The organism is Bacillus sp. LQ01 (genome assembly GCF_057624735.1).
Window position 1 is genome coordinate 491,177 of sequence record NZ_JBYEZL010000003.1, and the last position, 22,939, is coordinate 514,115.

Below are 22,939 nucleotides of genomic sequence, written 5' to 3' on the forward strand. Positions count from 1 at the left end.
CTCCCTATCATGAAGGATTTTCAGTTTATCATGTTAAAATACTCTCATTACCTACTATAATTCAATGTTATTTCGAAGGCGTTTTACATAATTACGACTGACTGGAATCGGTTGCTCATCATACCTATCTAAATACAAATTATACGTGCCATTATAATAAGGTTTCAGTTCTTTTACATATGACATATTAATTAAATAGCTTTTATGTACACGTAAAAAATCATATGCATTTAGCTTATTTTCTAATTCCTGAAGTGTATATGTTGAAATATACTGATTATTCGTTGTGTAAATTGAAACAGTTTTATTTTCTTTATTTTTACTTACATATACGATATCTTCTGGAAGAATATATCGTATCCCCTCTTGACTTTCTATCGGTAGTTTTCGCAAATAACTCTTTGCTTTCTCACCTTGTTCTTTACCTATTTTATATAAAAGAAATTGTAAATCTTCTTCACGAAATGGTCGCAATAAATAATAAAATGCTTGGAAACGAAAAGCTGTAATAGATTCTTCTATGTTTTCACCTACAAAAATAAATTTTGTATAGCAATTTATTTCTCGTAATAAACTTGCATATTCAAAACCAGTACCATCTAGTAATTTGGAACTTAAAAAAACAAAGTCTGGTATATGTTTTTTCATCATAAATAAAGATTCTGTTCCTGTCTTTGCTTCAAAACATTCTACATTTCTCATATTTTCAGTGAAATTTTCAGCTAACTCTCTTCTCTCTTCTGCCTCTTCCATAATCAGTAAAATTTTCATTTCTTCAACCACCTAATTCTTTGTCCATATGTCCTGTTGTATACATTCGCTTTTATAAGAAATAATCCCTTTTTCTTACTATACCATTATTTATCTAAAAAAACAGAAAAAAGGAAACCACTTCGGTTTCCTCTCCCCTTTTATCCCGCACTAACTGCCTATAAAGATCCGAGTAGTGTAGGATAATAAACGGTCAGGGATACGTTCAAATTTTCACTTTATACTAATTCTCGTTGCTTCGTTTCCTGTCCAAGTATTATTACAGCGAATACACCAATTAAAATTGATCCACAAAAAATCGTAAATATTAATGATAGTGAAGCTTCTGAGGCAACTAAATATCCCACTAATAGTGGCCCAAGAATACCACCAATACGACCAAATGCCGCTGCCATTCCTGCACCTGTACCACGAATAACCGTTGGATACTGCTCAGGTGTATAGGCGTATAATGCTCCCCAAGCACCTAAGTTAAAGAAGGATAGTAACATACCTGCCACGATTAATACTGTTAATGAATCCGCAACCCCAAACAAATAAGCACTGCAAGCTGTCCCGATTAAATACGTAACCAAAACAAATTTACGACCGAGACGTTCAATAAACCAAGCAGCTGTGAAATATCCTGGAAGTTGAGCTAATGTCATAATAAGTACGTATTGGAAACTTTTTATTAAACTAAATCCTTTTAGCACCATTACACTCGGTAACCAAAGGAACATTCCATAATAGGAAAAAACAACACAAAACCATAGAATCCATAGCATAATTGTTGCTTTACGATATTCCCCAGACCAAACTGATTTTATATTTTCAATAACAGATGGCCTTTTTTCAACTTTTTGGAACCTTGGGGAATCCGGTAAATTCCATCTTAAATATAAAGCATATAATGCTGGAACTGCACTCAATACCATCGCAACTTCCCAACCATATTTAGGAATAACAAAATACGAGATAAGAGCTGCAATTAGCCATCCACCTGCCCAAAAACTTTCTAATAACACAACAATTTTCCCACGTTCATGCGCTTCAACACTCTCTGATACTAGTGTAGAGGCAACCGGAAGCTCTCCGCCAAGCCCCATACCAATTAAAAAGCGTAAAACGAGAAACATCGCAAGTGTTGTTGTTAATGCAGTTAAACCACTACCGATAGAAAATAATAATAATGTAATAATAAAGACTGATTTTCGCCCTATTTTATCTGATAGTATCCCAAAAATAAGCGCTCCTACTGCCATACCGATTGAGTTAATACTGCCTATCCAGCCCATTTCTTGCGTACTTAATCCCCAATCCTTTTGCAAGGCTACCATTACAAATGAAAGCATTCCAACATCCATTGCATCAAATAGCCATCCAAGCCCAGCTATACCTAGTAGTTTGCGCTTCGAAATTTCTTTAACCTTGCCCACTAGAAGTCCTCCTCACACAGGTGTCTTTACACATCATTTTACATGTGTGAATTGTATAAGTAAAATACTTTTGTGTAAAAAATTCTCCTTCATCATTCCCAAAAAGTAAAACGTCTATCCCGATTGGTGAGAGCTAATAATCTGTGGGGATGCCTCACTGATTAAAGTTTCAATTTATTAAAAATGAACAAATAAAAAAAGCAGCGATATTTCGCTACTTTTTCGAACGCATTACTTCTTTTAAAAATTCCGCTAATACTAACTGACGACGCCAGCGTGTTGGATTACTGCATAATCTATAAAACCACTCTAAATGAATCGCTTGAATCCATTTTGGTGCACGTTTTACCTCTCCAGCCCATACGTCTAAACTTCCACCTACTCCAACAGCCATTTTCGTTTCTAAACGATGCTTATTGTTTTGGATAAAGTTCTCTTGTCTCGGGAAACCAAGTGCAACAAGTAATAAATCTGGTTTTGCTTCTTGAATGCGAGAAATAATATTCTCTTCGTCTTCTTGTTTAAAATAACCATCTTGTATACCGGCGATGGATACAGCTGAATATGTCTTTGTTAAATGATCTGCTGCAGCTTGTACAACATGCGGCTTTGCACCTAATAAGAAAACAGATACCGGCTTACTATCTTCTGATAACTTCGCAAGTAAATTACACATTAAATCAAAACCTGCTACACGTTCTTTTAAAGGTGTACCAAGCATCCCGCTTGCCTTTACAACCCCAATACCATCAGGTGTAATTAAATCTGTATTCAATAATGTTTGATAGAACTTTTCATCCTTTTTTGCGCACATAACAATTTCAGGGTTTGCTGTTACTACCTGAAACGTATGAGTTCGCTCCGCTTCTAGTTGTTCTTTTAAATATTGGACCGTTTCATCCATTGTCATTGTAGAAAAAGGAACGCCTAGAATATCAACTGTTTGTACTGCCATAGTTAACTATCCTCTCTATCATTACAAGTTTTTCGCTATTAATTGCTTATATGTTTCCTTTGTATCTTCATATAGTTTCTGAAGTGAGAAGTTCATAGTAGCATGCTCATAAATATGTTTACCCATTGCTGCTAACTCTCCAGTTTTCCACTTATCATACGCTTCTTCTAAAGCTAATGCTAATGCCTTTCCATCACCTGTTGGCACAATCCATCCGTAAGTTTCATCTACGATTAATGGTTCAATTTCTCCAGCCCTAGTCACAATTGATGGTACGCATTGATTTGCCGCTTCTAATAAAACTAGTGGGAACCCTTCACTATGGGAAGTTAATAAATTTACATGTGACGACGCAAATAATTGTTTTACATCTTGACGATGTCCTAAAAACTCTACTTTATCGTTAATCCCTTTTTCAGTAGCTAATGACTTTAGATTTTCTTCTAATGGGCCATCGCCAACTAATAATACTTTAATTTTCTCTAATTTTGTTTGTTGTAACGCATCGAATAAAACTTCATGTCCTTTGACAGGATGTAATCGTGCTACTTGGATTGCCGTAAATACATCTTCATCAATATTGAACATTTCTTTTTTATTATAGCCTTCTGCTTTTTCCTTATCGTATTCAATTCCATTATAAATAACATGCATCTTTTCATTTGAAATACCTAATGCTGCCAGGCTTTTTTTCAATCTATTTGTTACAACGAAAAATAAGTCTATATTTTTTAAGGCTTTCAAATTTAATTTCGTAAAAATCCAACCTTTTAAGCCCTGTTTAGTAAAGTCTTGAAATGGATCACTATGAATAGTCGTTACCCATTTTGCCTTTATTCTCTTTTTCATTAAAGAAACATAGAAATTAGCCCTAGGGCCATGTGTATGAACTACATCAAATTTTTCTTTATTAATAAATTCACTTATATTCTTTAAAATGGATAAATCATAGCGCGATTTTTGTGAAAACACATGGACTTTTATCCCTAACTCCCTTGCTTCCTTCGCAACAATTCCATCTTCAAATACTGCTAATTCTACTTCACCAGTTGGAAACTGATCGAGAAGTGAAATAATATGTGTTTTCCCTCCTCCATCTTCTGCTCCTGCATTCATATGCAATATTTTCATATTTTTTCCTCCTTTAAATCCTCGCTACGTTTCCATCTATTTTTATTTTACTGTACTAAAAAATAAAAGCTAACAAAAGTTAGCTTTTATTTTTATCATTCAATTTCTAGGTCTACTATTAGATAAGCTAACACCACTACAAAGTAAATCCCAACTCCTGGTGCTGTTAAAATATGTCCTGCAATATAAGCAATACCTAACGCTAACAATAAGCTTGCTGAAATCATTCCATATTTTATATTAAATATGTCCTTAAATCTCGTAGCAAATGCTAGTAGAATTCTTAGCCCGTAATAAATAAATGGAATCATTAGTAATACAAAGCCAATAATCCCGAAATCATAAAACCAATCATGGAAGTCCATTTCAATTAGTTTTGGATCTGGCTGCTTTTGTTCATTGTATTTAAAGTTACCTGCATAACCCATTCCTAATAACTTTTGTGACATTGGCGCTTCTTTAAAGAACTGCTTATGTCTTTCTTCATATACTTGACGTCCACTGAAAATAAGATTTTCTTGATTTTCTTTCTTTTGCTCTTTCTCAAGCTCTTTCTTAACTTCCTCTTCTATCTTCGCCTTTTCTTCTGGCTTTTCAACTTTATGATGATTTTCTTCTTTTGCTTTAAGTTCTTGCTCTTTTTTCAGCTTCTCTTTAATTTCTTTTTCTTTTTGACCTTGCTGTGCCACATTTTGCTCTGATAAATAATTATTGTGAATACCCATATTTTGTGCTAATGGCGTTTGTTTAAACGTTCCGACTACACCAGCTAATAGGACAATAGCAATTACTGCATTAAGTGCAAGGGATTTTTTGTTCGGATTTTTTCTATCAAATAATAATTGTAGTAAAATAATCCCGATTGCTGCCGCTAGCGTAGCACCAATTGAGCCCATTCCTACTTTTGTACCAACTTGAATTAGCGAATAAATCATTAAAAGTGATGGAATCCAATATAGAATGTGTTTCCAGCTCTTTGTTTTTTGAATAGAATATAGTACTACAATAGGGAAAATAATAGCTAAGATTGAACCTAGTTCATTCCCTGCATAGAACCAACCTCGAGAACCAACCTTCATCCATTCATAACTACCAAAGTCAGTAGATGTTGAAATAGAAATAACCATAATTGCGTTAATGATTAATGTAGAATATACAATACTATTTCGAACCTTATCACTAATATTAACTGTCTTTTTCAATGATTTTAAAGCTAAAATGTATGATCCCAGCATGATATATATATATAATGCTTTCGCAACGAATTTAACCTCTTCACTAAGTACAATAGGATCCTTAACTAGTTTGTTATTAATAAATCCTATCCCTAAAACTCCGGCTAACAATATAAGATAAATTAAAAACTTTCTATTTTCCTTCTCTTTTGCCTGAATTAAAATGTAAATACCACCAACAGCCATAATAAGGAATCTTACTAAAATTCCAACGGTAGCATTTGACTTTAATAAAGTGATGCTAAGAGACGTTAATAAATCTAAAACAGGCTGTAAAATAATAAAAAAGAGCAAAAAATGCTCAAATCTAACCCTAGCTTGATTTGCTAACATTCCAAGACCTCCATACAAAATCTTAACATTATCTTTTAATCATAATTTTTTATCATTCAAACACACCTAGCAATTATAACATAACTCATATTCAAATCGAGAACTATTTTTCCAGCTAAAACTAGCCAGGACAAGTATTAATCAGTAATAGAAATTATCGTCCTTTAGCTATACTCCCCTATTTTTATAAAATCTATCTAACAACCATCCCCTTATTTTTGTCAGTATATAAATATTTTTTTATCATTTTATACAAATATAAATAACCTACCTATAATTGTAATGTTTTACCAAATAAACAACATCAAAAAATGTAAAATTAATCTTTTCATATCTTTTTCAAATTACTTTATGGCTATTTTCCAAACATTTTCAAACGCTTTCTTTATGAATTTTATCCGTTTTTCTACATGTAGCGAAAAGTAATTGTTATTTCCAATACTTTAGTGTATATTTTTTCTCTGGAACATCTTTAAGAGGAAGGGATTAGGGCCATGTTATTAATCGATATATTTACGTTTCTTGGCATTATCGCCGCTGCCATTTCTGGTACATTAGTTGGTTTAAAAAAAGATTTAGATTTATTTGGTGTCCTTTGTTTAGCTGTAGCTACTGCGCTCGGCGGCGGTATTATTCGTGATATCATGATTGGTAACCTGCCCCCTGTCGCATTTGTAAAACCCATTTACTTTTTCGTAAGTGTATTATCAGCATTATTTACTTGTATGTTTTTTGAGCGCATCAATAAACTTCAAGTCGTTATTATGCTTTCTGATGCTGTTGGCTTAGGTGTTTTTACAGCTATTGGTGCAAATGCGGCAATGTCACATCATGTTGACGCCTCATTTCTAGTTGTTTCAATGGGAGTCATTACAGGTATTGGAGGCGGTATTTTGCGTGACATTTGTGCTCAAGATATCCCTTACGTATTCCGAAAAGAGATTTACGCAATCGCTTCTATCTTAGGAGCAATTAGCTTCCTAATCACACACGCTATGGGGGCGCACGTGTTAGCTTTCTATGTTTGTTTATTAGTAACATTCATTATTCGTGTCGTCACTGTAATATATAATGTTCATTTCCCTGTTTTCTTTAAAACACATGCTAAAATTAATAAAGGCCATTAAGAGAATTCTAGATAGAATTCTCTTAATTTATATACTATTCAACGAACTAATATAGAGTAATTATATATAAGCATATATAATTACTCTATATTAGTTTTAAAATTGAAAACGTTTTATATACAGGGGGAAGAATGATGCTTGGGGTTTTCAAAAAAAATATTAATAAAACAAATGCCAGTATAATCGAATTAAGTAAGGACCAACAAATAACTTTTAATGTACCTACTAATTCTGAATTAAAAATTCAAATGGATATGCTACATATTTCAAAAGAAGATTTACAAGTTGTAAAAGTACTACAGCCTTTTATTTATGCAGAAATTGATTGGATTACTGAAAAATTCTATGCCAACATTACAAAACAACCTAATTTAATTACTATTATTGAGCGTTACAGCTCTATTCCAAAACTAAAACAAACTTTAAAAACACATATTAAAGAATTATTCAGCGGCCATATGCATGAAGATTTTATTGAACAGCGTGTTAGGATTGCCAAAAGGCATGTACAAATTGGTTTACATCGAAAATGGTATACTGCTGCTTATCAAGAATTATTCCGCTCTATCATGAAGATTTTGCAAACAAAAATAACGACAATCGATGATTTTTCATATTCTATAAATGTCATAAATAAATTATTCACTCTTGAACAAGAACTTGTTCTTGCAGCTTATGAATCTGAATATGAAAGAATGCAAAAAGAGCTTGAGAAAGAAAAAGAATTAACTGCTATGACAATTACGCATATCGCAACAGAACTAGCTGCTGTATCTGAAAAAACAAGCTCTTCTATTCAAAAACTAACCGCCAAATCTGAAACTATTGTAGAGATTGCTAAAACAGGTACATCATTAGCTACAACATCTGAAGAAAAAGCGAATAAAGGGAAAGAACAATTAAACCAGCAAAACAAACGAATGGGATCTATTCAAATGAATATGGAGACGATTATTACAGATACTCATGAACTTCTCAATATTTCTAACAAAATTAATGAAATCATAGATATTGTTAAATCGATTGCGGAGCAAACCAATTTACTCGCACTAAATGCAGCTATCGAATCTGCACGTGCTGGAGAATTTGGGAAGGGGTTTTCTGTTGTTGCTGGTGAAATCCGAAAATTATCAGAGCAAACGAAAGAATCTATATTTAACGTTACAAAGCTCGTCGAAAAAACAAATGAACAAATTACCCGTGTATCGTCTTCCGTGAAACAAATTAGCTCTCTCGTATCGGAAGGAACGGATAGTATGTCGGCAACTGATCGATACTTCCAAGAAATCGTAAAAGATATGTCTAACTCAAAAGAACAGAATAAGAAAATTGAACACGAACTACAAGCTATTTCACAAGTAATGAAAGGAATTCAAGATGATTCCTCACAAATGGCTCTAACAGCCGATAATTTGCAACTAGAACTAAATCGATAAGATAAAGTGAAACTTTAATCAACGGGGGTTTTGTTCATCCCCCGTTGATTATCAGCCCTCACCAATCGGGCTTTTACGGGCAGCCCGCCCCCCACCTAACTTCTTTGCTTTCGCTGATTTTGAGGTGGGGGTCTTACTGCCTGGAAAATAGCGGGATCAAATTCAAGTCAGGCATACTTTCCATCTGCACTGACTACTAAATTTCATCTTCCATCAAAAAAAGAATCCAGAATGGATTCTTTTTATTTTCTGAAAAATATTTTTTGACAATACACATAACTCATATAAACACCAAAGCTCTGCAAAATAAACAATGCTGGCATAATTACATTGTAATATGCCATATCTAATCGGAAGAGCTTTAACAATACGTAGCCACTAATTAAAAATAAGAACAACATATATCCCTCATTTTGTTGTTTCTTAATAAGGAAGTGTAATAGAGCTATAGTCATAAACAATGTTACGGCTATATATATCAGTTTTTCACATTTGAAAAGAATAGAATTTATCCCTTCATCTGAAAACTGATTTATCATCGGTTCTAAAAGTTTAAATCTTTCTCCCTCAATCTCTTTTAACTTTTGATCAATATGCCCTGTTACACTTTGATTTTTCGATATTTTTTCCTCATGTTGCGTTTTTCCAATTAATACAGATTGAACATACGTCTCATTCGCAATCGTATATTGTGACATTCCCATTGTCTTAATTCCATAATTCACACCAAAATGGGCACTATAAAATAGAATAAGTATCCCTATCATTTTTAGTAACACCTTTTGTTTCGTTGCTGATTGAAATACTTCGATTAATAATACATATACCGTGATAAAAATAGGAAGAAATAATCCCATTGGGAAAATCATATTACTAAATGCAAGTAAAATCGCTGAAAACACCCACATATAAGGATGATCTAATCCTTTATATAAAAGTATGTAACAAGCAAAATAAAATAAAAATATTGCAAGTGACTCAGGAGTTAATACGGAACTCATGAATATATTTGGAATATACAGAGCATAAAAGATAGAAGCAATACGACCGCATTCTTCTCCAAAAACCATTCCCGCAATACGATAAATAAATAATGCTGTTCCTGTGCAAAATAGCACATTAAATAATTGTAAAGCGAATAATGAATCACCAAATATACGAATAATTACCGACTCATATATAATAAAAGGTAAATGAGTTACAGTCCCTATATTATTACCAATTGCAATCTGCTTTGCAGACTCATACATCACTTTCATATCACCAATTATTGGAGCATCTACAAATAACAGCATACTAAGCCTCACAACTATAGATATACTTATAAGAAAAATAAGAAATTGTTTATCTGTAAAACGATATTGTAGAATTGATGCCACTAACAAAATAAGTATGACGAAAATTGCCAATATGATTGTTACACTTGTTGTACTTCCTCCAAAAAATTGCTTACTTGTCTCAAATGCTGCCCAACAACTATAAACGAAAAATGCGAGCATCGCACCGATTGTAATTTTATTGAAGAAAGATGAAAAATTTGTTTGTATATGATTCATATGTCCATTGCACCTCTATTTCCATTCATAACAAAACGATTCTATCATGAATGGGTACACGGCTGATAGGGAATTTCTATGACAAATATATAGTCATTACTTTTTACTTGCAATGTAAGCGAATCCTCTTTTACACTACATTTTAGATAAAATAAATTTTCTTTCAGTTATATGAATACAAATACAGAAGTTTAAATAATCCTCTTTTGGAATACACTTTACTTCATTAAATATCTAATATGAGTACTAAGCTTACACATATTATTCTGATTGAAAACAGACTATAGGGGCTGAATATATGGAAAAGAAATTCATGCGAGAATCTAAAGCAATTAAGACAACACGTGTTTTTCCTAACGATTTAAATAATCACCAAACACTTTTTGGAGGGAAATTATTAGCAGAAATTGATAGTATTGCTTCAATTGCGGCTGCAAGACATAGTCGTAAACATTGCGTAACAGCATCTATTGATTCAGTTGATTTTTTAACTCCAATTCACCAAGCTGATTCTGTTTGTTATGAAGCATTTGTATGTTATACAGGGAAATCTTCAATGGAAGTTTTCGTAAAAGTAATCGCAGAAAACTTATTAGCAGGCGAGCGTAGAATTGCTGCTACTTGCTTCATTACATTTGTGGCAATAAAAGATGGAAAACCTTCATCCGTACCACAAGTACTTCCTGAAACTGAAGAAGAACATTGGTTACACACAACCGGTTTAGAACGCGCGGAAAACCGAAAAAAGGGACGTTTAAAAAGTAAAGAGATGGCTGAAGTTTTAACTTTAAGTAAGCCATGGAATATATAATACGATACTCTCACTTCATACATGCACAGGTTTATTTCATCCTTGCATGTATTTTTTATTGTAAAAAATTCCACCTCTTATCTTTTATTTACTGTTTGTCTCCTAAAATAATCCACCAGTTTTTCCTTTATTTTGCTATACTATTAATGGTATATTAGATAAGGTTCGTTTAAAAATAACTATAATATAATTAAGTATATAAGGGATGGTGCGATAATGTCTATTGAGGTACCAATTTCAATACCAAAAACGTTAATTATTATTCCTGCGTATAACGAGGAAGAAGCAATTGCAGATACATTAACAAGATTATTAAAACTAAAACAGCATTTTACAGAATTAAGCATTTGCGTTATTAATGATGGATCACATGATAAAACAGCTCAAATCGTAAATGATTTTCCTGTTCACCTTGTGAACTTACCATATAACCTAGGTATTGGCTCAGCTGTACAAACTGGTTATAAATACGCTTATGAGAATGGATATGATATTGCGATTCAGTTCGATGCTGATGGGCAACATAATCCTGATGATTTGTACAAAATTATAAAACCTATTGCTGAAGACCAATGCGATATGGTGCTAGGTTCACGTTTTACAGAGAAAACAGCCTATAAAGGTAGTATTTCTAGAAGAATTGGTATTTTTTATTTTACTGCTCTACTGAAAGTACTAACAAAACAAACCTTTATGGATCCAACTTCTGGGTATCGTGCTATCAATAGAGAAGTAATTAAGATTTTTGCACATAATTATCCAAAAGATTATCCAGAACCAGAAGTCCTTATTCATTTAAAAAAGAAAAAATTACGCATTAATGAAATATCCGTAAATATGCAAGAGCGTCAAGGGGGACAATCTTCTATCACACCTCTTAAATCTGCATATTACATGATTAAAGTAAGCCTTGCTATATTGATGCAAAAAATTGTGAAAGGTTGATAATAAATGCCTATAATTACCTTTTCATTTATCTTCATTCTATTATTATTTTTATTAATTATTAATTCCATTCGTCGTGGAGCTTTAGAAACTAAATATGCTATTTTATGGATTTTTGTTTGTGTTGCAATGGCTATTTTAAGTTCTACTGAAAAAATTATAAATTGGATTGGCCAACTATTACACGTAGAATATCCTCCATCTGTTTTATTCTTATTTGGACTATTATTCTGTTTCATATTAATTTTTGACTTAACAAGAAAAATTTCTAAATTACATCATCAACTTGTAACGTTAACGCAAGATTATGCGTTATTAAAGCAAAAATTAAAAGTAACGCAACCTGAAACCGATAAAGAATAGTTTTCTATTTAAATATGAATATATACAAAAAAACATCTTAATTTTTTAAAAAAATTAAGATGTTTTTTATTGCAAACTATTTTTTTCTAATTAATAATTTACTAATTTTCATAACAGTTGCCACGGTCCCAACTCCAATTATAATAAATAAGAATGGTATTAACGGTAATGCATATCGTTCATATGCAACATAAAAACATGTTAAAGCTGTTTGCAATAAAAGGATTGACCATAAAAATGTAGTCTCTCTCCACCTTTTTAAAAGGAAAATAAATGAAAGTACTGTACATATTAAAAACGTCGTCTTAATAAAATTATATATTTCATTCATATCCTTTGCAGAAACATTGAATACTTCAATATTATGCTCTATAGAATAATACGGTTTTTTCCAAAGAATTTCTGGCTTCAAAACTAAATAACTCTCTATCATAGATTCCTTATCAGTTTTCCACCATTCCTTCATTTTATCAATCGCTATTTTTTCTTCTAATTCCATAAATTCATGTGCTTCAAGATTAGGGTATTTTGCATGTAACTCTATTTCAAGTTCCCCCATATCCTTACCTTCTGGGTAACCTTTCCCTTGATACGTTCCAAGTAATAACGGATTCCCTGCCCCAGCAGTTAGTGGGATAAATTTATCAAATTGAATGTAATTGCGAGCCCACCATGGTCCAAGTACGATAAGTCCTATTCCTATGCTTATAATCGCTTGCTTCATCATAATACGGAATGGGTAGCGTTTCATTAAAAGATACCCAAATAGTAAGATTGGATATAAGGCAATTTGTACACGGAGGTACAGTGCTAAAAAGTAGAAAATTAATACAATCAGAAGATGTTTCGTTTTATGAGTATCAGCTAATTTTAAACTCCAATATACTAATCCTAATGAAAGGAATAGAAACGGTCCTTCTGTTAAAGTTAAATTTTCCATAACAATCTCTGGAGGATACACAGCTAATAAGAAAGCACCTATTAATCCTGCAGCAGAATTCAATAAATAAGTACCAATCTTATAAGTTAGCAAAATACTAAGTACCCCTAATAGGATAATAATTAATTTTGCTACAAAAAGACCTTCACTGCCATTTCCAAAAAAATAAAATACAACAGCTAATAAAGCTGGAAAACCCGGCATAATATGAATCGTTGGTTTATCTGGTTCATGATATGTTAACATCCCTGTTTCCAATAAAATATTTGCCGTTTTTTGATAACCTATATCATCGCTAGCTATAGATAGATCTGCACCATGTGTTTGTAAAGTTGCAAAACGAAGTGCAAAACCGACTATCATAATAATCCCTAAAAGGATTATATTAGATTTGCGAGTAAATCGCCCTAACATCTCATCTTCTCCCTTCAGATACATAATTTTCAAAATATATTTCTATATTTTTACAACATAATACGTTCTATAATAAATACTTTTTATACAAAGTACAACAATAGAAAGTTGATTTACAAAGTTTATATGCGTTAAACTTATACAGATGTTCTTGTAATCTTCTTCCTTCCAAAAGGCTTGTATATATGATGCAAGACATAAAAAACTTGAGGAGATAAAAATTCTATGATGGAACAAAAGCAACTTGTTTCTGTTGTCATACCCCTGTATAACACGGAAAAATATATTGAAGAAACGATGCAGTCAATACTAGATCAAACATATAAAAACATTGAAATTGTAATTGTAGATGATGGAAGTAAAGATCAATCACCTTCTATTGTGAAAAACCTTGCTGAAAAATACCCAGGGCAAGTAAAATACGTTCATCAAAAAAACCAAGGTGTTTCGGTAGCCCGTAATACAGGTATCGAAAATGCTAGCGGAGAATATATCGCTTTCCTTGATAGTGACGACTTATGGCATCCAACTAAAATTGAGAAACAAATCGAGAGTATGCATAAAAACAACATGGACGCGTGCTATTGTGGTTATATGAATTTCTACGAAGAAACAGGCGAAAAGCTTGAGCATACAACAAACTTTATTAAAGGTGATATGGCAAAAGCATTCCTAACACATCAAGTTGTTGCTCAAACAAGTACTTGGATTTTCAAACGATCCATCGTAATGGATCATAACATTCGTTTTACACCAGGATGTAGTTGGGGAGAAGATTTAGAGTTTTTATTTAAACTTATGAGTTTGACAAATGTATGTTATGTCGATGAATACTTAACTTATTATAGAATCTTATCAGAAGGAAATCTTTCTTCTAAGTATAAAGATTATGAATTAAAAACAACAAAAGAGCTAGAAGTATTCAATCGTATGAAAGATTGGGTACATAATAAATCTCAAGACTTCATTACGAAAGACCCTCAGTCACTGATTGAGATTCTTGAGACTTATTTATTCCCTTATACAGTCATCAATAACGCTTGTATATATATTAAAGAAAACTCTCGATTAGATAAATCACAAGTTCAATTAATCAAAAAAGATATAAGGAAATATTGCCGTAAAATCTATTCAAAGAATGGAAAGCGTAGTAAAAAACTATATGCAATGCTTTGGTTTGTACGAATTAAATTTCTGTTTTCTTAAACTGAAAATATAACGATACTCTCTCTTTCTGTGAACAAATTAAATTTACAAATAGGACAAACTAACCGGGTCCTAAAGAATAGAAAGGTCTTTTCTCATGAAAACAAATAAAATTCTAAAAAACGCATCCTACCTCTTTGTAGGAAACATTACTGTCCGCTTTGTACTGGCTATTGCAACAATTTTCTTTGCAAGATATGTTTCTCCAAGTGATTACGGTATGTTTACAACTGCGTTAGCAGTTTCAGCTGTTATTTGTTACTTTACAGATGCAGGTTTAACACATACGTTTATGCGTGAAGGAACGAGAAGCGATGCTAATATTAGTGTGCTAATAAGTAGTTATTTACGTATTCGTTTAATATTAGCTATCGTAATTTCTGTACTTTTCGCTATTTTTGCCCAGTTCTTCTATCCCGATGCTTACTTACGTGCGATGGTATATTGGGTTGTCCTACCAACAATGTTCGGAGCAACCTTACAAGGTGTTGGTATGGCTTACTTCCAAGTAACAGAACGCATGCAATTTACAGCTATTATTTCTGTACTACAAGGTGTAACAGCTGCTGCTGCCCTATTACTAGGGATGTCTTTCCAATGGTCACTTATGATGGTTGCTGCCATGTACGGGGTATCTAGTCTTGTAACAGGTGTTATCGCCTTTATAATGACAATACGTTACACGAAAGTCCATAAGGGTTGGGATAAAGGCATTTTAGATCAACTACTTATTTTCACGATCAACGGAATCATTATTATGCTCTTACCACAATTGGGCCCTATTATATTAGAAAAGGTTTCAACATATAAGCAAGTTGGATTCTTTGGTGCTGCATCTAAAATACCTGCTGTACTATATCAAATACCTGGAGTAATTGCAGCTGCTTTTTATCCAAGACTTTTTGCTTTTGGTAATGAGAAAAATATTGAAGAACATAGAAAATTATCAAGTTTTGAATTAAAACTTATGTCTTTTTTAGGAATGGGAATTTCTATCCCCTTTATTGCTGATCCAAGTTTCTGGATTGTTAGTTTATTAGGAGAAAAATACGCTCCCGCTGGTGACGCTCTTGCTATTCTAGCGTTTATGGTTATTTTACAATCAATTAACTATCCACTAGCTGATAATTTAACAACGATTGGCCAGCAATGGAAACGTGCAACAACAATGACTATTGGATTAGTTGTTGCCATCATAGGTTATATTGTATTAGGTAGTAAATATGGAATGATGGGGGCAGCTGCCGCAGCCATCATTACCGAAATTACACTATTAATTGGATTTATCCTCTTTATTCGTAAAGGCATGCAATTATTAGTTAAAGGAATTATATTTAATTCCTTAGCCTTTATTATTAGTTACGGTATATACCGAATTGCATTAATCAACTTACCACCATTAGTTGCTTTAACTCTTACTGGTATACTATACGGTATAATCGGAATTGTAATTGATCCTCAAATACGTGGATTCGTTTTAGGATTTATAAAACAAAAGCTTATTCGCAAACATGCTTAAAAGCAAAAAGCTTTTCCTATTTAAAAACGGAAAAGCTTTTTGCTTTTTTATATACCATCATTTTTCTTCAGTAAAAAAATGCTATATATTCCAGCTCAAATTGACTTACTTTCTGAAAATGCCTTATACTAAATTACATGTAAACTATGAACTTCAACGCTTGTAAAAATATATATGCTTCAACAAAAATATATATTTTCTCATGTTAAAACTAAAGAACACACCTTTAAAAATTGGTGTGTTTTTATATGCTACCTAAAAACTAGTTGCTACATGTAACGACTTTCAAAGGAGGATTATCAATTTTTATGAGCATAAAGCCGAATAATAAATTCTTTTCCAAGAAAACAATAATAATTATGCCAATATTATTATTGTGCGCTTTTGCTTTTCATTATTTCTTTTTAACATCTAATCAAGCCTTTTCTGGTACAGGGGATGCGTTACGTCAATTTGGTTTTTTTACGTTTCTTCTACAACATGCCTTTAAAGATGGCAACCTTTTTTGGTCTTTTGATTATGGATTAGGTGGAGATTTATTTGGAGAGTTTAGTTATTATTACAGCACATCACCGTTTTTCTGGATTACACTGTTACTACCTAAACTAAGTCTTGAGCAAGTATATGACGTGAAATTATACATGAGTATTTTAAAAAACTTTTTAGCTATGGTATTCATGTATGGTTCTTTACGTTACCATAATAAAACAGCATTCTCATCTTTTGTTGCTGCTATTATATATGGTGGTTGTATTACTTTCATCCGCCACTCTTTACTATGGGATTTCATGGCTGATGCCATTGTATTTTTACCATTAGTAATATGGGGACTTGATAAATATATTATTGAAAAGAAGCGCGGACTTTTCCTAATCGCTGCTACTTTAATGTTAGCATCAAACTTTTATTTTGCTTTTATCACAAGTATTTTCATATTTATTTATGCATTATTCCAATACTTTGCGACACAACAAAATAAAACGATTGTCTCTTTTCTAACTTATTATATTAGAATCGGTTTATTGTATGGATTATCACTCGGTTTAGCCGCCGTTTGCTTCCTCCCATCAGTTAATGCCGTATTTAGTGCTGATCGACTATCAAAAAAGTTTGAGATACCATTATTATTTGAAGATAAATTTTATAAAGATTTAATGGAAAATATTTTCTTCATGTATAATGCTGAAAATCATCAATTAGCTTTACCAGCTTTAATTTTATTCTTAATCGTATTTGGAATGTTTATACGTGATAAACTCGTTAAAAATAAAGTATTCTTTACGTTATTCATGTTCATTCTGTTTATGCTTCCATATACATATTCTGTGTTTAATGGTTTTTCAGCAATGCAATCTAGATGGTTCTATTTATTTGTATTTGTAATTGCCCAAACAATTGCATACATTCTAGATTGGATGATTATTCATAAGAAAGACTACAAATTACCTTATTTAATAAGTTTATTAGTGTCTATTGGATTATTCATTTATGCATTTTATAGAAAAGCAAATATAAATGTAACTGATAAACCTTTACAAGACGTTGATAACATTTTACTCGGAACTGTCGTTCTTTCTGTTATTACAGTATGTTTATGGCGTTATATTTCCAAACCTTTCATACAATTTTTAGTTGTATTGAATGTACTCGTTAGCACAATTTCTATGAATTATATGTATGCGAATAATATACTTAGCACCGTTTACGGACAGAGCCAGATTTCAACTGAAAAGTTACACGAACCAGGCTATGATAATAAAGAAGAAATTGCTGCAATTCGCTACATACAAGAAAATGATAAAGACTTTTATCGTATTCTTAATCCATATAGCGAATATAACACACCGATGCTACAAGGATATCATGGCGTAAGTACGTATCAAAGCTTAGTTAATTATTATGTCCATGACTTTATGAAAAATAAATATGGTGTATTCCAAATGTACGATACACCTTCAATGTTTTATCAAGCTGATAGTCGACTACTACTCGAAAATATGCTAGGTATAAAATATCGCGTATTAAGTGCTGATACAGATTCAAAGAATGTACCTTATGGATATAAACTATTACAGCAAGTAGGACCATATAATATTTACAAAAATGACTATGCTTTACCGTTAGGATATGTATATGATTCGGCTATAAGTGAAGAAGAATTTTCTAAATTAAACTTCGCTCAGCGTGATCAATTATTATTACATGCTGTTGTCGTTAATAATACAAAAGAATTTTCATTAAACCATTTTAATAAACAAGACCTCAAATCAAAGGCAGTATCTATTAAAACGGAAAAAGCAAAATTCGAAAACATGGAAAAACAAGAAAATAAACTAATTGTTCATGGCTTTGGAAATATGATTGTACCTATCAATTATCCTGATACACCTGGTGATCTACTGATAGAATTAAAATTAAAAAATGCAGGCACATTCAATGCAACTGTTAATGGAAAAACGATAGGAAAAGGGGACGATGCTGGTGCATACTCTTATCCGTTAGAAAGGTTTGTTTACAATTTGGGCAATGAGCGTCCAGAAAACCTAACTATCTCTATTGATATGGCAGGTGAGTATGAATTAGGTGACTTGCAAGCAAATATTGTAAACTATGAAAGTGTACAAAAAGAAACAAAAAAACTAACTGAAAATAGGCTTGAAAATATTTATTATAAGAACAATTATTTAAAAGGGGATATCAAATCAAATAAAGACGGGCTCTTATATTTATCTGTCCCATATAGTAAAGGCTGGACTATAAAAATTGATGGAAAAGAAACAGAATTTACGAAAGCGAATTCTGCCTTTATCGGTGTTCCCATTACAAAAGGTTCACATGTAATCGAAATGACCTACGTTACACCTTACTTCAAATTAGGTATGATTATATCAATCATCTCACTAATTATCTGTATAGCTTTACTAATTTTCAAAAATCCAAAAGCACGACGAAAATTTTCTTTTAAAAAGCAATAATGAGCAATCAATGAATCATGAATCTATCCAATTGGATAGATTCATATAAAAACGCATAACATTGTTTTAACCCACTACAAACAAGGAGTGTCAAAAATGACTCTTTCAATCGTTGTACCATGCTACAATGAAGAAAAGGTGCTTCGAGCCTTTTATTCAGAGACTTCTCTTGAAATTCATAAATTAACTACCGATTATGAATTTGTTTTTGTTAATGATGGTAGTAAAGATGATACTTTAAATATTTTACGTGATTTAGCTAGTTCAGATTCGTCAGTACACTACATATCATTTAGTCGAAACTTCGGAAAAGAAGCTGCAATGTTAGCTGGTTTAAAATATGCTACAGGCGATGCAATTGTTATTATGGATGCTGACTTACAACACCCTCCTACGTTAATAAAAGAACTGTTAGAAGGATATAACGACGGCTACGACCAAGTCATTGCAAAAAGAACAAGAACTGGTGATTCACCCGTTCGCTCTTTCGTCTCTCGTCTTTACTATAAAGTGATGAATAAATTTGTAGATATTGAATTAGTAGACGGTATTGGTGACTTTAGACTTTTAAGTCGAAGAGCAGTAGATTCTTTATTATCTTTAAGTGAATACAACCGATTTTCAAAAGGCTTATTTTCTTGGATCGGTTATAACGAATTAATCATTGAATATGAAAATGTATTACGTTCTGATGGAGAAAGTAAATGGACCTTCTCGAAATTATTAAATTACGGAATTGATGGTGTAATTTCATTTAATAATAAACCGTTACGTCTATCTATATATCTCGGATTACTAACAACCATTTTAGGACTTTTATACGTAATCACTACGTTCGTTCAAATCATCCTTGGTGGTGTGGAAGTTCCTGGTTACTTTACTCTCATTTCCGCTATACTATTTATTGGCGGTATTCAACTCATATTCCTAGGTGTTATTGGTGAATATATCGGTCGTATTTATTATGAAACAAAACGTAGACCGCATTTTATTGTAGCTGAAAAGAAAGTTAGTGAAGTTAAACAAAAGGCATAACCAAAAAGTTACTTCTGTAGGTAGAAGTAACTTTTTTATATACTAACATTTACAAACACTTCTTTTGAAAAAATATACATTTTGAAATGATGGCATTATATGAAAGAATTTAGTATCATGATTCAAGGTACTATTTCAAGTTGGACGGAGGATACTATGAGCTTATTAACAGTTGAAAAATTAGGACATACATTTGGTGATCGTACATTATTTAAAGATGTATCTATGCGATTATTAGCAGGTGAGCACGTTGGATTAGTTGGTGCAAACGGTGTTGGTAAATCAACATTCATGAATATCATTACTGGTCAGCTTATTCATGACCAAGGTCGTGTAGAATGGACACCGGGCACACATTACGGCTACTTAGATCAGCATACTGTTTTAACGCCTGGACGTACGATACGTGACGTACTAGCGGATGCATTTTTACCGTTATTCGAAAAGGAAAAAGCTTTAAATGAAGTTACAGAAAAAATGGGAACTGCTACACCAGAAGAACTAGAAGAACTTCTTGAACAAATGGCAGAAATACAAGATGCACTTGAAGCAGGTGGTTTCTATTTACTAGATATGAAAATTGAAGAGGCTGCACGTGGTCTTGGAATTGATGCTATTGGTTTAGATCGTGATGTTTCAGCACTAAGTGGTGGACAACGTACAAAGGTATTGCTTGCAAAGCTATTACTTGAACAGCCAGAAGTGTTATTGCTTGATGAACCTACTAACTATTTAGACGTTGAACATATTCATTGGTTAACAAATTATTTGAAAGAATATCCACATGCATTCTTATTAATTTCTCATGATACAGAATTTATGAACAAATGTGTTGATGTTATTTTCCATCTAGAATTCACAAAAATGACACGCTATACAGCGACATATGAAAAATTCCTAGAACTAGCAGAAATCAATAAAAACCAACATATAAACGCTTATGAAAAGCAGCGCGAGTTTATCAAAAAGCAAGAAGACTTCATTGCAAAAAACAAGGCTCGTTATTCAACGACAGGTCGTGCAAAGAGTCGTCAAAAGCAACTTGATCGCATGGAACTTATTGATCGCCCAGAAACAGCAATTAAACCTGAATTCTCATTTAAAGAAAGTCGCGCAAGTAGTCGCTTCGTCTTTGAAGGTGAAAATGTAGAAATCGGATATACACATCCGCTACTACCAAAGCTATCAATGACGATCGAACGTGGTGAAAAAATTGCTATTGTTGGATGTAACGGTGTTGGTAAATCAACGTTACTAAAAACAATCTTAGGTAAAATTAAGCCTTTAAGCGGTAAAACAAGCCTTGGTGACTTCTTAGAGCCTGCATACTTTGAGCAAGAAGTTAAAGCTGACAATATAACACCAATTGATGATGTATGGAATACATTCCCTGGTTTAGACCAGCATCAAATTCGTGCGATGTTAGCAAAATGCGGATTAAAAAATGAACATATTTCTCGCCCATTAAGTCAATTAAGTGGTGGAGAACAAGCAAAAGTTCGTTTATGTAAGCTAATGGGTGAGGAAAGTAACTGGCTACTATTTGATGAGCCGACAAACCATCTTGATGTTACAGCAAAAGCGGAACTTAAGAAGGCTATGAAAGCATATAAAGGAACAATCCTCCTTGTATGTCACGAACCGGATTTCTATGAAGATTGGATTACAAAAGTTTGGGATGTTGAAGAATGGTCTCAAAATAGTAAATAGTCTTTAAGAAAAAACTCCTTGTGTAGACAAGGAGTTTTTTACTTATTTTTATTAAGAATTTTTTATATTGTAGTATCCTATAAGTCGTAATCGAAATTCTTTTAATTCCGGATACGCCTCTAAATTTGCTAACATACCTCTAATTACTGGAATTCTTGGATTAAGCAATCGTATTTCCGCCTCTAAAACATCTAACGTTACTAACAACTCATCATCCTCTAATTGATCAGCTAAACTACGCTTAAATACAATAATTTCTTTTAAAAAATGCTCTTTAACTTGTTCCTTAATAAGCTCTGATTTACAAAGGAATTCTCCAAGCTTTTCTTCATGTAAAATAGGTTCTTCCGAAGATTCTACTAAGCCATCTACTAAATGATCTACTCTTTTTAAAATAAAAGCAGCGACATACGATAAATCAATTTCTGGTGCTTGTAAAATAATTAACTCTAAATAACCACGGCATATGCCTTCTACTATAATTACTAAATCCAATAAATATGGCATAACCTTTTCACCATAAATGGACAATAAACTATTCCGATAAAATGCATGAGACTCTAACTTCATCCGCATCATAAATTCTTCTACTTCTTTATTAAACGGAATTGCATTTTCTCTCGCATGCATAATAATAAATTCTTTATGCTTTTGTATATCATTAAACTGACAATGTAATTGTTTTGCAAATTTTTCACGTGGTAATAAAGACTCTTGTTCAATATCCAGCATTTTCTTTTGGATTTTGTCATAATAATATCGAAGTGTCGCTAATAAAAGCTCATCTTTCGATTTAAAATATAAGTAAAAAGCTCCCTTAGATATACCACTAGCTGTCACAATTTCCTGCACTGATGTCGCATTTACACCCTTAGTAGCAAATAACTTCATAGCCGATTCTATAATTAAACGCTCTTTTTCTTTCATATCTTCTCTCCTAAATTTAATCTCGCATCTTATTATAAATGTATTATACCATCCCTTTTTATTGACGATTGACCGAACGGTCAGTTATATTATGTATTAGACTGACCAGTTGGTCAATATAATACAAAGGGA

At 32.4% G+C, this 22,939-nt stretch carries 18 protein-coding genes and 1 pseudogene; 11 read left to right on the plus strand and 8 right to left on the minus strand.

Features of this window, described 5'->3' with window-relative positions; translation table 11 throughout:
• Nucleotides 1–54: 54 nt before the first annotated feature.
• From AC22L0_RS23095 to AC22L0_RS23115, 5 genes are all read right to left on the minus strand, one after another.
• Nucleotides 55–771, minus strand: a complete 717-nt coding sequence (locus AC22L0_RS23095; protein WP_000698256.1) for a LytR/AlgR family response regulator transcription factor — start codon at nt 769–771, stop codon at nt 55–57.
• A 218-nt stretch (nt 772–989) separates the two neighbouring features.
• Nucleotides 990–2,189 (minus strand): MFS transporter, encoded by a 1,200-nt coding sequence (locus AC22L0_RS23100; protein ID WP_000521077.1) that lies wholly within the window; start codon nt 2,187–2,189, stop codon nt 990–992.
• 214 nt (nt 2,190–2,403) lie between these two features.
• Entirely contained in the window at nt 2,404–3,144 is a 741-nt protein-coding gene (locus AC22L0_RS23105) for a WecB/TagA/CpsF family glycosyltransferase (protein WP_000290748.1), read from the minus strand.
• Between the two features lie 21 nt (nt 3,145–3,165).
• Nucleotides 3,166–4,275 carry a glycosyltransferase family 4 protein gene (locus tag AC22L0_RS23110; RefSeq protein WP_487272450.1) on the minus strand — a complete coding sequence of 370 codons (1,110 nt, stop codon included), beginning with the start codon at nt 4,273–4,275 and terminating at the stop codon, nt 3,166–3,168.
• A gap of 95 nt (nt 4,276–4,370) precedes the next feature.
• Nucleotides 4,371–5,843: an O-antigen ligase family protein gene (locus AC22L0_RS23115; protein WP_000880749.1), complete on the minus strand. Its 1,473-nt coding sequence runs from the start codon at nt 5,841–5,843 to the stop codon at nt 4,371–4,373.
• Nucleotides 5,844–6,337: 494 nt separating this feature from the next.
• Here AC22L0_RS23115 and AC22L0_RS23120 point away from each other — a divergent pair, with 494 nt between their 5' ends.
• The 3 genes and pseudogenes from AC22L0_RS23120 to AC22L0_RS23130 all read left to right on the plus strand — a co-directional run bounded on the left by AC22L0_RS23120 (nt 6,338) and on the right by AC22L0_RS23130 (nt 8,406).
• Complete coding sequence (locus tag AC22L0_RS23120; protein ID WP_000924369.1) at nt 6,338–6,970, plus strand: trimeric intracellular cation channel family protein; 633 nt, start codon at nt 6,338–6,340, stop codon at nt 6,968–6,970.
• Nucleotides 6,971–7,104: 134 nt separating this feature from the next.
• Nucleotides 7,105–7,650, plus strand: a pseudogene (locus AC22L0_RS23125) (protoglobin family protein); the annotation flags it as partial.
• Nucleotides 7,651–7,704: 54 nt separating this feature from the next.
• Nucleotides 7,705–8,406 carry a methyl-accepting chemotaxis protein gene (locus AC22L0_RS23130; RefSeq protein ID WP_370658441.1) on the plus strand — a complete coding sequence of 234 codons (702 nt, stop codon included), beginning with the start codon at nt 7,705–7,707 and terminating at the stop codon, nt 8,404–8,406.
• Between the two features lie 242 nt (nt 8,407–8,648).
• Here the strand turns inward: AC22L0_RS23130 and AC22L0_RS23135 are convergent, their stop codons facing one another.
• Entirely contained in the window at nt 8,649–9,962 is a 1,314-nt protein-coding gene (locus AC22L0_RS23135) for an ArnT family glycosyltransferase (RefSeq protein WP_086408452.1), read from the minus strand.
• 298 nt (nt 9,963–10,260) lie between these two features.
• On the opposite strand from AC22L0_RS23135, the gene AC22L0_RS23140 reads away from it, so the two are divergent.
• The 3 genes from AC22L0_RS23140 to AC22L0_RS23150 all read left to right on the plus strand — a co-directional run bounded on the left by AC22L0_RS23140 (nt 10,261) and on the right by AC22L0_RS23150 (nt 12,081).
• The gene (locus AC22L0_RS23140) at nt 10,261–10,773 is read left to right on the plus strand and encodes an acyl-CoA thioesterase (RefSeq protein WP_000412120.1); all 513 of its coding nucleotides are present in this window, start codon (nt 10,261–10,263) and stop codon (nt 10,771–10,773) included.
• Nucleotides 10,774–10,989: 216 nt separating this feature from the next.
• The gene (locus AC22L0_RS23145) at nt 10,990–11,718 is read left to right on the plus strand and encodes a glycosyltransferase family 2 protein (protein WP_000021476.1); all 729 of its coding nucleotides are present in this window, start codon (nt 10,990–10,992) and stop codon (nt 11,716–11,718) included.
• Between the two features lie 6 nt (nt 11,719–11,724).
• Entirely contained in the window at nt 11,725–12,081 is a 357-nt protein-coding gene (locus AC22L0_RS23150; protein WP_001121767.1) for a DUF2304 domain-containing protein, read from the plus strand.
• Between the two features lie 76 nt (nt 12,082–12,157).
• Here the strand turns inward: AC22L0_RS23150 and AC22L0_RS23155 are convergent, their stop codons facing one another.
• Nucleotides 12,158–13,435, minus strand: a complete 1,278-nt coding sequence (locus AC22L0_RS23155; protein ID WP_000901470.1) for a glycosyltransferase family 39 protein — start codon at nt 13,433–13,435, stop codon at nt 12,158–12,160.
• Nucleotides 13,436–13,660: 225 nt separating this feature from the next.
• Here AC22L0_RS23155 and AC22L0_RS23160 point away from each other — a divergent pair, with 225 nt between their 5' ends.
• From AC22L0_RS23160 to AC22L0_RS23180, 5 genes are all read left to right on the plus strand, one after another.
• The gene (locus AC22L0_RS23160) at nt 13,661–14,641 is read left to right on the plus strand and encodes a glycosyltransferase family 2 protein (RefSeq protein WP_000970519.1); all 981 of its coding nucleotides are present in this window, start codon (nt 13,661–13,663) and stop codon (nt 14,639–14,641) included.
• A gap of 97 nt (nt 14,642–14,738) precedes the next feature.
• Complete coding sequence (locus AC22L0_RS23165) at nt 14,739–16,160, plus strand: oligosaccharide flippase family protein (protein WP_087967125.1); 1,422 nt, start codon at nt 14,739–14,741, stop codon at nt 16,158–16,160.
• Between the two features lie 308 nt (nt 16,161–16,468).
• Complete coding sequence (locus tag AC22L0_RS23170; RefSeq protein ID WP_053513758.1) at nt 16,469–19,135, plus strand: YfhO family protein; 2,667 nt, start codon at nt 16,469–16,471, stop codon at nt 19,133–19,135.
• A gap of 96 nt (nt 19,136–19,231) precedes the next feature.
• On the plus strand, nt 19,232–20,170 hold the full coding sequence (locus AC22L0_RS23175; RefSeq protein WP_000175827.1) for a glycosyltransferase family 2 protein: 939 nt from the start codon (nt 19,232–19,234) through the stop codon (nt 20,168–20,170).
• Nucleotides 20,171–20,326: 156 nt separating this feature from the next.
• Entirely contained in the window at nt 20,327–21,880 is a 1,554-nt protein-coding gene (locus AC22L0_RS23180) for an ABC-F family ATP-binding cassette domain-containing protein (RefSeq protein ID WP_000055410.1), read from the plus strand.
• Nucleotides 21,881–21,931: 51 nt separating this feature from the next.
• Here AC22L0_RS23180 and AC22L0_RS23185 read toward each other — a convergent pair whose 3' ends face one another.
• The gene (locus AC22L0_RS23185; protein WP_000659645.1) at nt 21,932–22,807 is read right to left on the minus strand and encodes a TetR/AcrR family transcriptional regulator; all 876 of its coding nucleotides are present in this window, start codon (nt 22,805–22,807) and stop codon (nt 21,932–21,934) included.
• Nucleotides 22,808–22,939 lie beyond the last annotated feature (132 nt).